At 71.6% G+C, this 12,833-nt stretch carries 14 protein-coding genes; 11 read left to right on the forward strand and 3 right to left on the reverse strand.

The window, feature by feature from the left end; all coding sequences use genetic code 11:
• Nucleotides 1–59: 59 nt before the first annotated feature.
• From ACN6LD_RS25255 to ACN6LD_RS25270, 4 genes are all read left to right on the forward strand, one after another.
• Nucleotides 60–713 carry a response regulator transcription factor gene (locus ACN6LD_RS25255; RefSeq protein ID WP_007387794.1) on the forward strand — a complete coding sequence of 218 codons (654 nt, stop codon included), beginning with the start codon at nt 60–62 and terminating at the stop codon, nt 711–713.
• Nucleotides 714–719: 6 nt separating this feature from the next.
• A complete protein-coding gene (locus ACN6LD_RS25260; protein WP_319192947.1) occupies nt 720–1,961 on the forward strand; it encodes a sensor histidine kinase in 1,242 nt (413 codons plus the stop codon).
• A gap of 396 nt (nt 1,962–2,357) precedes the next feature.
• Nucleotides 2,358–2,654, forward strand: coding sequence for a DUF4193 domain-containing protein (locus ACN6LD_RS25265; RefSeq protein ID WP_003993510.1), 297 nt, complete (start codon nt 2,358–2,360; stop codon nt 2,652–2,654).
• A 13-nt stretch (nt 2,655–2,667) separates the two neighbouring features.
• Nucleotides 2,668–3,633, forward strand: coding sequence for a hypothetical protein (locus ACN6LD_RS25270; protein ID WP_319192946.1), 966 nt, complete (start codon nt 2,668–2,670; stop codon nt 3,631–3,633).
• A 69-nt stretch (nt 3,634–3,702) separates the two neighbouring features.
• Here ACN6LD_RS25270 and ACN6LD_RS25275 read toward each other — a convergent pair whose 3' ends face one another.
• Nucleotides 3,703–4,173 (reverse strand): DUF3093 domain-containing protein, encoded by a 471-nt coding sequence (locus tag ACN6LD_RS25275; RefSeq protein ID WP_319192945.1) that lies wholly within the window; start codon nt 4,171–4,173, stop codon nt 3,703–3,705.
• 109 nt (nt 4,174–4,282) lie between these two features.
• Here ACN6LD_RS25275 and ACN6LD_RS25280 point away from each other — a divergent pair, with 109 nt between their 5' ends.
• The 7 genes from ACN6LD_RS25280 (at nt 4,283) to ACN6LD_RS25310 (ending at nt 11,114) form a co-directional block, all read left to right on the forward strand.
• The gene (locus ACN6LD_RS25280) at nt 4,283–4,867 is read left to right on the forward strand and encodes a PaaI family thioesterase (RefSeq protein ID WP_057575474.1); all 585 of its coding nucleotides are present in this window, start codon (nt 4,283–4,285) and stop codon (nt 4,865–4,867) included.
• A complete protein-coding gene (dut, locus tag ACN6LD_RS25285) occupies nt 4,864–5,415 on the forward strand; it encodes a dUTP diphosphatase (protein WP_057575476.1) in 552 nt (183 codons plus the stop codon). The genes ACN6LD_RS25280 and dut overlap by 4 nt, the downstream gene beginning before the upstream one ends.
• Nucleotide 5,416: 1 nt before the next feature.
• Nucleotides 5,417–6,181, forward strand: a complete 765-nt coding sequence (locus ACN6LD_RS25290) for a DUF3710 domain-containing protein (protein WP_057575478.1) — start codon at nt 5,417–5,419, stop codon at nt 6,179–6,181.
• Nucleotides 6,182–6,477: 296 nt separating this feature from the next.
• A complete protein-coding gene (locus ACN6LD_RS25295; protein WP_445044350.1) occupies nt 6,478–9,027 on the forward strand; it encodes an ATP-binding protein in 2,550 nt (849 codons plus the stop codon).
• Complete coding sequence (locus ACN6LD_RS25300) at nt 9,021–9,734, forward strand: response regulator (RefSeq protein ID WP_319194509.1); 714 nt, start codon at nt 9,021–9,023, stop codon at nt 9,732–9,734. Before ACN6LD_RS25295 ends, ACN6LD_RS25300 begins: the two co-directional genes overlap by 7 nt.
• 192 nt (nt 9,735–9,926) lie before the next feature.
• Nucleotides 9,927–10,325 carry an OB-fold nucleic acid binding domain-containing protein gene (locus tag ACN6LD_RS25305; RefSeq protein ID WP_319194507.1) on the forward strand — a complete coding sequence of 133 codons (399 nt, stop codon included), beginning with the start codon at nt 9,927–9,929 and terminating at the stop codon, nt 10,323–10,325.
• 3 nt (nt 10,326–10,328) lie between these two features.
• Nucleotides 10,329–11,114 (forward strand): DUF3159 domain-containing protein, encoded by a 786-nt coding sequence (locus tag ACN6LD_RS25310; RefSeq protein WP_445044351.1) that lies wholly within the window; start codon nt 10,329–10,331, stop codon nt 11,112–11,114.
• 206 nt (nt 11,115–11,320) lie between these two features.
• Here ACN6LD_RS25310 and ACN6LD_RS25315 read toward each other — a convergent pair whose 3' ends face one another.
• Both ACN6LD_RS25315 and ACN6LD_RS25320 read right to left on the reverse strand, forming a co-directional pair.
• Nucleotides 11,321–11,998, reverse strand: a complete 678-nt coding sequence (locus tag ACN6LD_RS25315) for a potassium channel family protein (RefSeq protein ID WP_057575489.1) — start codon at nt 11,996–11,998, stop codon at nt 11,321–11,323.
• Nucleotides 11,995–12,666, reverse strand: coding sequence for a potassium channel family protein (locus tag ACN6LD_RS25320; RefSeq protein WP_057575491.1), 672 nt, complete (start codon nt 12,664–12,666; stop codon nt 11,995–11,997). The genes ACN6LD_RS25315 and ACN6LD_RS25320 overlap by 4 nt, the downstream gene beginning before the upstream one ends.
• Between the last annotated feature and the right edge of the window lie 167 nt (nt 12,667–12,833).

Here is a 12,833-nt window from a genome sequence, read left to right on the forward strand (position 1 = left end):
CCCCCGCCCGCGTGCGCTCGAGTGGCGCTACGCGGGTGGACACAGGAAGGACAAGCGACGTGCGCGTACTCGTCGTCGAGGACGAGCAGCTGCTCGCCGATGCTGTGGCCACCGGACTGCGCCGGGAGGCCATGGCCGTCGACGTCGTGTACGACGGTGCGGCCGCCCTCGAGCGCATCGGCGTCAACGACTACGACGTGGTCGTCCTCGACCGGGACCTGCCCCTCGTGCACGGCGACGACGTCTGCCGCAGGATCGTCGAACTCGGCATGCCCACGCGCGTGCTCATGCTCACGGCCTCCGGCGACGTCAGCGACCGTGTCGAGGGACTGGAGATCGGCGCCGACGACTACCTTCCCAAGCCCTTCGCCTTCAGTGAGCTGATCGCCCGCGTGCGCGCCCTCGGCCGCCGCACCAGCGTGCCGCTGCCGCCCGTCCTGGAGCGGGCCGGCATCAAGCTCGACCCCAACCGCCGCGAGGTCTTCCGCGACGGCAAGGAGGTCCAGCTCGCGCCCAAGGAGTTCGCCGTGCTCGAGGTGCTGATGCGCAGCGAGGGGGCCGTGGTGTCCGCGGAGCAGCTGCTCGAGAAGGCGTGGGACGAGAACACCGACCCGTTCACCAACGTCGTGCGGGTGACCGTCATGACGCTGCGCCGCAAGCTGGGCGAACCTCCGGTGATCGTCACCGTCCCCGGTTCCGGCTACCGGATCTGATCCGCCATGGCCACGACCCCCACGCCCGTGCAGGCGCCCCCCAAGCCCACCTGGGACCCCAGGAGCCCGCAGACCCCCTTCCCGTGGCTGCGGCCGACCATCCGCATACGTCTCACACTGCTGTACGGCGGCATGTTCCTGATCGCCGGCATCGTGCTGCTGTCGATCATCTACCTGCTGGCCGCGCAGGCCCTCCACGAGGGCGGCGGCGGCCAGTCCCTCCAGGTGCGCGGGGTCAGTCTGGACGTCACCAGCGCGTCGTGTCCCGCGGTGAACAGCGCGCCCGACGCCGAGATCAACGAGGTGCTCAAGCAGTGCGACGCCATCCAGCGGCAGCACGCTCTGGACGACCTCCTCAGCCGCTCCTTGCTGGCCCTCCTCGGCCTCGCCGTCATCGCCTTCGCCTTCGGCTACGCCATGGCCGGACGCGTCCTGTCCCCGCTGGGCCGGATCACGCGCACCGCGCGCGCGGTGGCGGGCTCCGACCTGTCCCGACGCATCGAGCTGGACGGACCTGACGACGAGCTGAAGGAGCTGGCCGACACCTTCGACGACATGCTGGAGCGACTGCAGCGCGCGTTCACCGCCCAGCAGCGCTTCGTGGGCAACGCCTCGCACGAGCTGCGCACGCCGCTCGCGATCAACCGCACCCTGCTGGAGGTGCACCTCTCGGACCCCGGGGCGCCGCCGGAACTGCAGCAGCTGGGCAAGACGCTGCTGGCCACCAACGAACGCAGCGAACAGCTGGTCGAGGGGCTGCTGCTGCTCGCCCGCAGCGACAACCAGATCATCGAGCGCAAACCCGTCGACCTGGCCGAGGTGGCCGAGCAGGCCGTCGACCAGGTGCACGGGGAGGCGGCGGCCAAGGGCGTGCTGATCCGCGGGGAGCAGAAGCCCGCGGTCGTCCAGGGCAACGGCGTCCTGCTGGAGCGGATCGCCCTGAACCTGGTCCAGAACGCGGTGCGGTACAACGTTCCCGAGGGCGGCTGGGTCGAGGTGACCACCGAGATCCAGCACGGTCGGGCGGTGCTCGTCGTGTCGAACACCGGGCCGGTCGTGCCGGCGTACGAGATCGACAATCTGTTCGAACCGTTTCGCCGGTTGCGCACCGAACGGACGGGTAGCGACAAGGGGGTCGGGCTCGGTCTGTCCATCGTGCGGTCCGTTGCCCGCGCGCACGGCGGTCACATCGCGGCTCAGCCTCGAGAGGGGGGAGGGCTTGTGATGCGGGTCACCTTTCCCGTCTGAGATCATGTCGCGACACACGCGGGCTTGTTCGCTTTGCGCGGAATTTTCCGGGGCGCTGTAGGGCTTGCCCGTGTGTGATCGATCACAAGGGCGAATTTCCGGCCATCTACTCTCCGTGATCATGAATGTAGTCATAACGCCCGGAAAAGCCGGGTTTTCGGGGGTGCTGATCACGGGAAGTACACGGTGAGACGCCTTTGAAGTGCGGCATTCGGACCGTGTACGGTCCCGATCGCCATCCCAGCCGATCACTCGTGAGGAGTTCGGTTGGGTGTCGATTGAGTAACAGACCTTGATGTGAGGCAAAATCTCCGCCTCGAGGCGGGCACAAGTCCGGCCTCTCACGCGTTACGTGCGCTGGAGACACCGCAAGACACCCAGAGGGGGAGAGGCGACATGGCCACCGATTACGACACCCCACGCAAGACAGATGACGACGTCGATTCAGACAGCCTTGAAGAGCTGAAGGCACGGCGGAACGACAAGTCCGCCTCGGCGGTCGACGTCGACGAGTTCGAGGCGGCGGAGGGCCTTGAGCTGCCCGGCGCGGACCTCTCGAACGAGGAGTTGGCCGTCCGGGTGCTGCCCAAGCAGCAGGACGAGTTCACCTGCATGAGCTGCTTCCTGGTGCACCACCGCAGCCAGCTGGCCCGCGAGAAGAACGGCCAGCCGATCTGTCGCGACTGCGACTGAGGGCGGGTCGGCCGTGACTGGCTCGACCCCTCCTCGGAAGCGCCGTTTCCCCTTCGGGGGATCGGACACGGGGCCCGCGGAGGGCCCCCACGGCGTGCGTGACGACGAGCGAGGCTCATCCGGCACGGGAGCCATCCCGGCAGGATCGGCCTCGCTCGAACGTGCGAGTGAACGGGCTGACCTCCCGGCGCCGACGCGGAACACCGCCCCCGTCGCCAAGCGACGGGCGGCGGTCATCCGGGACAAGGCCACCGGCCTGGCCCGGGAAGGCCTCCGCAAGGGCGGGAGCGGCGCCAGGGCGGCCCTGGCGCATCTTGCCGACCGGATCATCGACATCGCCCCGCGGGTCCCCGTACGGGACCTCCGAACGCTTCGCGCACAGTTCCCCGGTCTCGGGCCCGAGCAGCTCGCGGACAAGCTCGTGGCGGGCGCGGCGAACGCCACCTCCACCGTCGGGGCGGGCATCGGAGCAGCGGCGATGCTGCCGGTGCCGCCGGCCATGCCGACCGAACTGGCCGCGGAGATCACCGGGGTCGCCGCGATCGAGCTCAAGCTGATCGCCGAACTCCACGAGGTCTACGGCCTGCGGCCGCCGGGCGGTCTCAAGGACCGCAGTGCCGCCTATCTGCGCTCGTGGTCCGGTGAACGCGGGATCGACGTCATGAAACCGTCCTCGGTCAACGCGGCCCTCGGCGGCCAGATGAAGCGCGAGCTCCGTCAGCAGATCATGAAGCGCATGGTCCGCAACCTGCCGAACCTCATGCCCTTCATGGTGGGCGCCGCCGTCGGCGCGCTCATGAACCGGCGGGACACCAGAAGGCTGGCCGGGAAGATCCGGGCCGACCTGCGGAAGGCGCAGGTGCCGTGGGACGCGCTGCGGGAACTGCCGGCGCTCGAGGAGCCCGCGGAGCCGCTGGCCATCGGAGAGATCACGCACGACCCGCTGAACCCCGAGAACCCTGGCGGCCCCGGACGCTGAAGGCGCGCCTCACAGCCTGCCTGAAGGCCTGCCGAGGCCTGCTGGGGCTCCGGCGGCCGCCTCCCCGGGCTACGCCTGCGCCGCGGCCGCGCGCGCCGTCTCGAGGGCCTGCGCCAGCCGCTCCGGCTCCCGCGTCGACAGGTACAGGTACGGCGTCGGGTCCTGCGGGTCGGTGACCTCCACCTTCAGAGCGGTGGGGATGTACGAGCGCAGCAGCAGGAAGGCCCGGGTGTCGGCCTTGTACGTGCGCCAGGCGCGCGCCTCCTCCGCGTCCAGGACCTCGGCGTCGCCCAGCGCGGTGACCGGGATCTTCGCCTCGCCCGCGATCAGCGAGTCGCCCACCACGCGGATGCGCGGGGACCCGTAGGAGCTGGCCACGACGGCCGCGGCCGCGGTGCCGCCGACCAGACCGCCGAGCAACGGCAGGGTGCCGAAGGGCAGCAGGATCAGGGCCATGGAGACGCCCACGAGGAACGAGACGAACCACCACGAGCGGGGGGCGGTCAGGCGTTCTTCGTACGGGGCGGCGGAGAGCTGCATGGAGCCAAGCTTGGCACGGTCCCCGCTTCCGGCCGGGGCAGGGGGCGGTGCACAGCGCCGCGGGGCAGGGTGGCGGGGGGCTTCCGGCAGGCGGGTAAGGTCTGCGGCTGTGAGTGGTACTTCCGCAGCTCTCGAGCCTCCGGCCGGGGCCCAGAAACCCGTCCGGCACCCCGACGCTCCCGCGCCCGGCGAACTGCTCGGCGCCCACTACGAACACTGTTTCGGATGTGGCGACGGGCAGGCCCACGGTCTGCATCTGCAGGCGCGGGCCGGCGAGGGCGTGACCGTCACCGCCGAGTTCACCGTGCAGCCGGCCCACCAGGGCGCTCCGGGACTGGCGCACGGCGGGGTTCTCGCGTCCGCCCTGGACGAGACGCTCGGCTCGCTGAACTGGCTGCTGCGGACGATCGCCGTGACCGGACGGCTGGAGACCGACTTCGTCCGGCCCGTGCCCGTCGGCACCACGCTGCACCTGGAGGCCGAGGTGACCGCGGTGGCCAGGCGCAAGATCTACTCGACCGCGACCGGGCGGATCGGCGGCCCCGACGGCCCCGTCGCGGTCCGCGCCGACGCCCTCTTCATCGAGGTCGCCGTCGAGCACTTCGTGGACCACGGGCGCGCGGAGGAGATCCAGGCCGCCATGAGCGACCCGGACCAGGTGCGGCGCGCCCGCGCCTTCGAGGTGAACCCGTGAGCCGCGGTCCCCTGGACGTCCTGATCCGGCGCGTCGATCCGGACGTACCGCTTCCGGCGTATGAGCACCCCGGCGACGCGGGAGCCGACCTGCGCACCACGGAGAGCCGAGAACTGGCGCCGGGGGAGCGGGCCGTGCTGCCCACGGGGGTCTCCGTCGCCCTGCCGGAGGGGTACGCGGCCTTCGTGCACCCCCGGTCGGGGCTGGCCGCCCGGTGCGGCGTCGCCCTCGTGAATGCCCCGGGGACGGTTGATGCCGGGTACCGTGGGGAGATCAAGGTGATCGTGGTGAATCTCGACCCGCGCGAGTCCGTGCGGTTCGAGCGCTTCGACCGGATTGCCCAACTGGTCGTCCAGCAGGTCGAGAGGGTCCGCTTCCAGGAGGTAGCGGAGCTTCCCGGGTCGGCGCGGGCCGCAGGGGGCTTCGGGTCCACCGGCGGCCATGCCGCCGTGGGCGGCGCAAGCGGTACAAGCGGTCAGGCCGCCGACGGCGGCGCGACGGGTGGGAATCGATACGCTTCGGTCGTATCCGACCGGGAAGGACAGTGACGTGTTCGGACGTCGCAACAAGAAGGGTGCCGCCGAGGACGCGGCCGGCGAGGCCGAGCAGGTCGTCGACAGTGTCGACGCTGAGGCGGACGACGTGGAGGGCGCGCGCGAGCGCGTGCGGCTCGAGCCGGAGCCGCGGCCCGACGGGCCCTGGGACGACTCGGAGGTGCGCGACCCCGCCGAGGGGCGCGTGGACCTCGGCGGGCTCTTCGTGCCCGGGGTCGACGGCATGGAGTTGCGGGTCGAGGTCGCCGGGGACGCGATCGTCGCCGCGACGGTCGTGCTGCGTGACAGCGCCATCCAGCTGCAGGCCTTCGCCGCTCCCAAGCGTGAGGGCATCTGGGGCGAGGTGCGCGAGGAGATCGGCTCCGGCATCACCCAGCAGGGCGGCATCGTCGACGAGGTCGAAGGCCCGCTGGGCTGGGAGCTGCGGGCCCAGGTGCCGGTGCAGCTGCCGGACGGCACGGGCGGCTTCCATGTCGTCCGCTTCGTCGGCGTGGACGGTCCCCGCTGGTTCCTGCGCGGGGTGATCTCGGGCCAGGGCGCGGTGCAGCCGCAGGCGGCGGGTCTGCTCGAGCAGATCTTCCGGGACACGGTCGTGGTGCGCGGCGAGGGCCCGATGGCGCCGCGCGACCCGATCGTCCTGAAGCTGCCGAACGACGCGCAGATGGTGCCCGAGGGCGTGCAGCAGCAGGACGAGAGCTCCCGTTTCTCGGGCGGCATGGGCCAGCTGCAGCGCGGACCGGAGATCACCGAGGTCCGGTAGCCGGGCGCCGGGACCCACGGCTGAGAAGGGCCGCACCCTCACGGGGGTGCGGCCCTTCGTCGTGCCCTCCGGCGGGCGCCGGCCCCTGCCCTCGTCGTGCGGGCCCACGGGAGCGATTCCGCGTGAACCGATGCGGGGGGCTCGTCCGATGAAGGGGCGAGGGGCGCCGACGGCCGTCCGGTGGCGTCAGGGTTGCGTCAACGGCCCCCCTCGCCTGTCGGATCATCCCATTTGTCGGGACCGTTGGCCGTAAGGTCGACGCTGCACGCGCAGTTTCAGCGGGAGACAGTGAGGCCATGGCACGCGGCAAGCTTCGGATCTACCTCGGTGCGGCACCGGGCGTGGGAAAGACGTACGCCATGCTCTGCGAAGCGCACCGGCGGCTGGAGCGCGGCACGGACTGCGTGGCGGCGTACGTCGAGCACCACGGCCGGCAGCGCACCGAGGTGCTGCTGCACGGCCTGGAGCAGATCGAGCGCCGGGAACTGGAGTACCGCGGCGGTTCCTTCCCCGAGATGGACGTGGACGCGGTCCTCGCCCGCGCCCCGCAGGTCGCCCTGGTGGACGAACTCGCCCACACGAACATCCCGGGCTCGCGCAACGTCAAACGCTGGCAGGACGTGGAGGAACTGCTCGCCGCCGGCGTCGACGTGGTCTCCACGGTGAACATCCAGCACCTGGAATCCCTCGGTGACGTCGTGGAGTCGATCACGGGCGTCCGGCAGCAGGAGACGGTGCCCGACGAGTTCGTGCGGCGCGCCGACGAGATCGAGCTGGTGGACATGTCGCCGCAGGCGTTGCGCCGGCGGATGGCCCACGGCAACGTCTACCGGCCGGACAAGGTCGACGCCGCCCTGTCCAACTACTTCCGGCCCGGCAACCTCACCGCTCTGCGCGAGCTGGCCCTCCTGTGGGTCGCCGACCGAGCCGACGCGTACCTGAAGCAGTACCGCCGCGACCACCGGGTGTCGGCGATCTGGGGCTCGCGCGAGCGGATCGTGGTCGGGCTGACCGGCGGCCCGGAGGGACGCACCCTCATCCGGCGGGCGGCGCGACTGGCGGAGAAGGGCGCGGGCGGCGAGGTGCTGGCCGTGTACATCGCCCGCAGCGACGGACTGACCTCGGCCTCTCCGAAGGAACTGGCGCTCCAGCGCACCCTCGCGGAGGATCTCGGCGGCACCTTCCACCACGTGGTCGGCGACGATGTGCCGGCCGCGCTGCTGGACTTCGCCCGCGGGGTCAACGCCACGCAGATCGTGCTCGGCTCCTCGCGCCGCAAGACCTGGCAGTACGTCTTCGGGCCCGGGGTCGGCGCGACGGTCGCCCGGGACTCGGGGACCGACCTCGACGTGCACATCGTCACCCACGAGGAGGTCGCCAGGGGGCGCGGACTGCCGGTGGCCCGGGGCGCCCGGCTCGGGCGGACCCGGATCGCCTGGGGCTGGTTCGCCGGCGTGGCGGGACCGGCGCTGGCGGCGCTGCTGCTGAACACCGTCCACCTCGGCCTCGCCAACGACATGCTGCTGTTCCTGGCCGTGACGGTGGCGGCCGCGCTGCTCGGCGGTCTGCTGCCCGCGCTGGCCTCCGCGGCCGTGGGCTCGCTCCTGCTCAACTACTTCTACACACCGCCCCTGCACCGGTGGACGATCGCCGACCCGAAGAACATCGTGGCCATCGTGGTCTTCGTCGGGGTGGCGGTGTCGGTGGCCTCGGTGGTGGATCTGGCGGCCCGGCGTACGCACCAGGCGGCCCGGCTGCGGGCCGAGTCCGAGATCCTCTCGTACCTGGCGGGCAACGTGCTGCGGGGCGAGACCAGCCTGGAGGCACTGCTGGAGCGGGTGCGGGAGACGTTCGCCATGGAGTCCGCGGCACTGCTGGAACGGGCGGACGACCGGGCGCCGTGGACCCGTGCGGGCCACGTCGGCGTGGGTCGTCCGGTCGAGCGGCCCGAGGAGGCCGATGTGGACGTGCCCGTCGGCGACCACCTGGCGCTCGCGCTCACCGGGCGGGTGCTGCCCGCGGAGGACCGGCGGGTGCTGGCCGCGTTCGCGGCGCAGGCGGTCGTCGTGCTGGACCGGCGTCGTTTGCGGGAGGAGGCCGAACGCGCCCGCGCGCTGGCCGAGGGCAACCGCATCCGCACGGCCCTGCTGGCCGCCGTCAGCCATGACCTGCGCACTCCGCTGGCCGGGATCAAGGCGGCGGTCTCCAGCCTCCGCTCCCCGGACGTCGCCTGGTCGCCGGAGGACCGGGCGGAGCTGCTGGCGGGCATCGAGGAGGGCGCGGACCGCCTCGATCATCTGGTGGGCAACCTGCTGGACATGTCGCGCCTGCAGACCGGCACGGTCACGCCGATCATCCGGGAGACGGACCTCGACGAGGTGGTGCCGATGGCGCTCGGCGGGGTGCCGGAGCCGGAGCGGAGCGTGGAGCTGGACATCCCGGAGACGCTGCCCATGGTCGCCGTGGACCCCGGACTGCTGGAGCGGTCGGTCGCCAACCTGGTGGAGAACGCGGTCAAGTACAGCCCCGCCGGCGCGCGCGTGCTGGTCGCCGCGAGCGCGATGTCCGACCGCGTCGAGGTGCGGGTCGTGGACAGCGGGCCGGGCGTCCCCGACGAGGCCAAGGAGCGGATCTTCGCTCCCTTCCAGCGGTACGGCGACGCCCCGCGCGGCGCGGGGGTGGGGCTCGGGCTCGCGGTCGCGCGGGGCTTCGCGGAGGCCATGGGCGGCACCCTCGAAGCCGAGGACACCCCGGGCGGCGGTCTCACCATGGTCCTCACCGTCCGCGCGGCCGGCCCGCGCCCCGAGCAGCAACCCGTGCGATCCGAAAGGCGGACCTCATGCTGAGCCAGGCCGGGGGGTCACCCCAGCCGTCCACGAGGGTGCTCGTCGTCGACGACGAGCCGCAGATCGTGCGCGCCCTAGTCATCAACCTCAAGGCCCGCGGATACGAGGTCGACGCGGCCCACGACGGCACCACCGCCCTCCGGCTCGCCGCCGCCCGCCACCCCGACGTGGTCGTCCTCGACCTCGGGCTGCCGGACCTGGACGGCGTGGAGGTGATCAAGGGGCTGCGCGGCTGGACCAGGGCGCCGATCCTGGTGCTCTCCGCGCGGCACTCCTCGGACGAGAAGGTCGAGGCGCTCGACGCCGGCGCCGACGACTACGTCACCAAGCCCTTCGGCATGGACGAGCTGCTGGCGAGACTGCGGGCCGCCGTACGCCGGGCCGAACCCGCCGGGGGCGAGGACGAAGCCCTGGTGGAGACGGACGGGTTCACCGTCGACCTGGTCGCCAAGAAGGTCAACCGGGCCGGGAAGGACGTCCGGCTGACGCCCACGGAGTGGCATCTGCTGGAGGTGCTGGTGCGCAACACCGGTCGTCTGGTCAGCCAGAAGCAGCTGCTGCAGGAGGTGTGGGGGCCGTCCTACGGGACGGAGACCAACTATCTGCGGGTGTACATGGCCCAGCTCAGACGCAAGCTCGAGGCGGATCCCTCGCACCCCCGGCATTTCCACACGGAACCCGGGATGGGCTACCGGTTCGAGCGCTGAGTCCGGGCCGGGCGGCCCGATGCGGCCCCGGGCGGGACGGCTGTCGAGCCGTTGCCGGGCGGTTGTCGGGACGTCGTCGGGTGGTTGCCGGGCGGTGGTCGGACGGCGGCCGGGGTCGAGGGTTCGGCGGTGGCCGGGGCGCGGGTACGGCGGCGGCTACGGCTCGGAGGGGGACCCCGGTACGCTTCAGACATGAGCGCTGTCCCTCGTTCCGAAAAGCCGGTGGGCCGGTTCCGGCGCATGCTCGACCGGCTCTCCTCGTCGCAGGAGGACCTGGAGTCCGAGGAACTGCGCGAGGACGCCGAGACGGCCGGCTGCACGCGAATAGACGACTGCCAGGACCGGCAGATCGTCACGGTTACTGGTACCTTGCGCACGGTCACCCTGCGGCCGCGCGCCGGAGTCCCGGCCCTCGAGGCCGAGCTGTTCGACGGCAGCGCCGCGCTGGACGTCGTGTGGCTGGGCCGGCGCTCCATCGTGGGCATCGAGCCGGGGCGCAGGCTCATCGCATCGGGCCGGGTCTCCATGAGCCGGGGCCGCCGGGTGCTGTTCAACCCCAAGTACGAACTGAGACCCCTGGGTAGGGAGTAGCCGGTGACGTCGCTCGACAAGCCGACCGAAGACACGACCGTGGAGCATCCGACCGCGGAGGACACCGCCGCGGCCGACGCCCGGGCGGTGACGGAGGCCGCGCTGTTCGAGGCGTTCGGCGGGATCCGCGGCATGGTCGAGACGGTGGTGCCCGGCCTGGTCTTCGTCACGATCTTCACGATCAACAAGGACCTGCACATGTCGGCGATCGCCGCGCTCGCGGTGTCGCTGGTCCTGGTCGTGGTCCGCCTGGCGATGAAGGACACGGTCAAGCACGCGTTCAGCGGGGTGTTCGGCGTCGCCTTCGGCGTCGTCTTCGCGATGATGACCGGCAACGCCAAGGCCTTCTACCTGCCGGGCATGCTCTACACGCTGGGTCTCGCGCTGGCGTACATCATCACGACGCTGTGCGGGGTGCCGCTGATCGGTCTGATCCTCGGCCCGGTCTTCAAGGAGAACCTCTCCTGGCGGACCCGCAACCCCGGGCGCAAGAAGGCCTACGCGAAGGCCAGCTGGGCCTGGGGCCTGATCCTGCTCGCCAAGTGCGCGGTCCTCTTCCCGCTGTACTGGTGGGCCGACACCACCCAGCTCGGCTGGGTGCTGGTCGCCCTGAAGATCCCGCCGTTCCTGCTGGCCGTCTGGCTGACCTGGGTGTTCCTCGCGAAGGCGCCCGCGCCGATCGACGTGTTCGCGGAGATGGAGGCCGAGGAGAAGGCCGCGGCCGCCGCAAAGGCGTCGGAGTCGGAGTCGGCGGCGGAGGTCGGCGGGCGGCACCGTCGGGACGGGTAGTCCCCGTGTCGGGGTGACCGTCTTGGGGGCTGCGCCCCCGGACCCCGGCCTCGGCCCTGAACGGGCCTCGTCCTCGATCTCCCCCTGGGGGTGCCCCCCCGGACGGACTGAAGGATGCCGGCCGGCGCTGAACGGCGCGACGCGCAGTGCATGGGGGGCGCCCGGAGTCTTCCGGGCGCCCCCCGTCGTCGTGACCCGTCGTCGGCTCAGTCGCCGGTGTCGTCCTTGCGGACGGACAGCAGGTCCTCGAGCTGCTCCTCCCTCGCCTGGGCGGCGACGAAGAGCAGTTCGTCGCCCGGCTCCAGGGAGTCCTCGCGGGTCGGGGTGAGCACCCGGGTGCCGCGGATGATGGTGACCAGCGAGGTGTCCTCCGGCCACTCCACGTCGCCGACCTGGGTGCCGGCCAGGGCCGACTCCTCCGGGAGCGTCAGTTCTACGAGGTTGGCGTCGCCGTGGCTGAAGCGCAGCAGGCGCACCAGGTCGCCGACGCTCACCGCCTCCTCGACCAGGGCCGACATCAGGCGCGGGGTGGACACGGCCACATCCACGCCCCAGGACTCGTTGAAGAGCCACTCGTTCTTCGGGTTGTTGACCCGGGCCACGACGCGCGGGACGCCGTACTCCGTCTTGGCGAGCAGCGAGACGACCAGGTTGACCTTGTCGTCGCCGGTCGCGGCGATGACGACGTTGCAGCGCTGCAGGGCCGCCTCGTCCAGTGACGTGATCTCGCAGGCGTCGGCCAGCAACCACTCCGCCTGGGGGACGCGCTCGACCGAGATGGCGGTCGGCGCCTTGTCGACGAGGAGGACCTCGTGGCCGTTCTCCAGCAGCTCGCCGGCGATCGAGCGGCCGACGGCGCCGGCTCCGGCAATGGCGACCCTCATCGGTGACCGTCCTCCTTCGGGCCTTCGGCGAACGACGCCTCGACCTTCTCGACCTCGTCGGTGCGCAGCATCACGTGCACCAGGTCGCCCTCCTGGAGGACCGTCTGCGAGCTGGGCAGGATGGCCTCGCCGAGCCGGGTCAGGAACGCCACGCGGACGCCCGTCTCCTCCTGCATGGTGCTGATCTTGTGGCCGACCCAGGACGCGGCGGCGTGCACCTCGGCCAGCTGGACGCCCCCGGTGGGGTCACGCCACAGCGGCTCGGCGCCCGACGGCAGCAGTCGGCGCAGCATCTGGTCGGCCGTCCAGCGGACGGTGGCGACGGTGGGGATGCCGAGGCGCTGATAGACCTCCGCGCGGCGCGGGTCGTAGATGCGGGCCGCGACGTTCTCGATGCCGAACATCTCGCGGGCCACTCGGGCGGCGATGATGTTCGAGTTGTCGCCGCTGGATACCGCCGCGAACGCGCCGGCCTCCTCGATGCCCGCCTCGCGGAGGGTGTCCTGGTCGAATCCGACCCCGGTGACCCGACGGCCGCCGAAACCGGAGCCCAGTCGTCGGAAGGCGGTGGGGTCCTGATCGATCACAGCGACCGTGTGCCCCTGTTGCTCCAGGGTCTGCGCGAGAGCGGAACCCACTCTGCCGCAGCCCATGATGACGATGTGCACGACCGTCCTTCCGAGGGTCAAGAAGTAAAGAAGTCCATAAATTTCTGGCCTGGCTGGGAACAGGGTCTCAGACCGCCGCCCAAGCTACACAGGCGCGGTCGTCGCAGGGCACCCCCGTGCACGGTGCGCGCGGCGCGGGGGGAGGGCGGATCAGCGCCTGCTGATGC

This window comes from Streptomyces sp. SAS_272 (assembly GCF_052543235.1).

Coding starts and splice junctions, on each gene's coding strand:
- ACN6LD_RS25260 (WP_319192947.1), top strand. CDS start 720: ATGGCCACGACCCCCACGCCCGTGCAGGCGCCCCCCAAGCCCACCTGG.
- ACN6LD_RS25265 (WP_003993510.1), top strand. CDS start 2,358: ATGGCCACCGATTACGACACCCCACGCAAGACAGATGACGACGTCGAT.
- ACN6LD_RS25275 (WP_319192945.1), bottom strand. CDS start 4,173: ATGCAGCTCTCCGCCGCCCCGTACGAAGAACGCCTGACCGCCCCCCGC.
- ACN6LD_RS25295 (WP_445044350.1), top strand. CDS start 6,478: ATGGCACGCGGCAAGCTTCGGATCTACCTCGGTGCGGCACCGGGCGTG.
- ACN6LD_RS25300 (WP_319194509.1), top strand. CDS start 9,021: ATGCTGAGCCAGGCCGGGGGGTCACCCCAGCCGTCCACGAGGGTGCTC.
- ACN6LD_RS25305 (WP_319194507.1), top strand. CDS start 9,927: ATGAGCGCTGTCCCTCGTTCCGAAAAGCCGGTGGGCCGGTTCCGGCGC.
- ACN6LD_RS25315 (WP_057575489.1), bottom strand. CDS start 11,998: ATGAGGGTCGCCATTGCCGGAGCCGGCGCCGTCGGCCGCTCGATCGCC.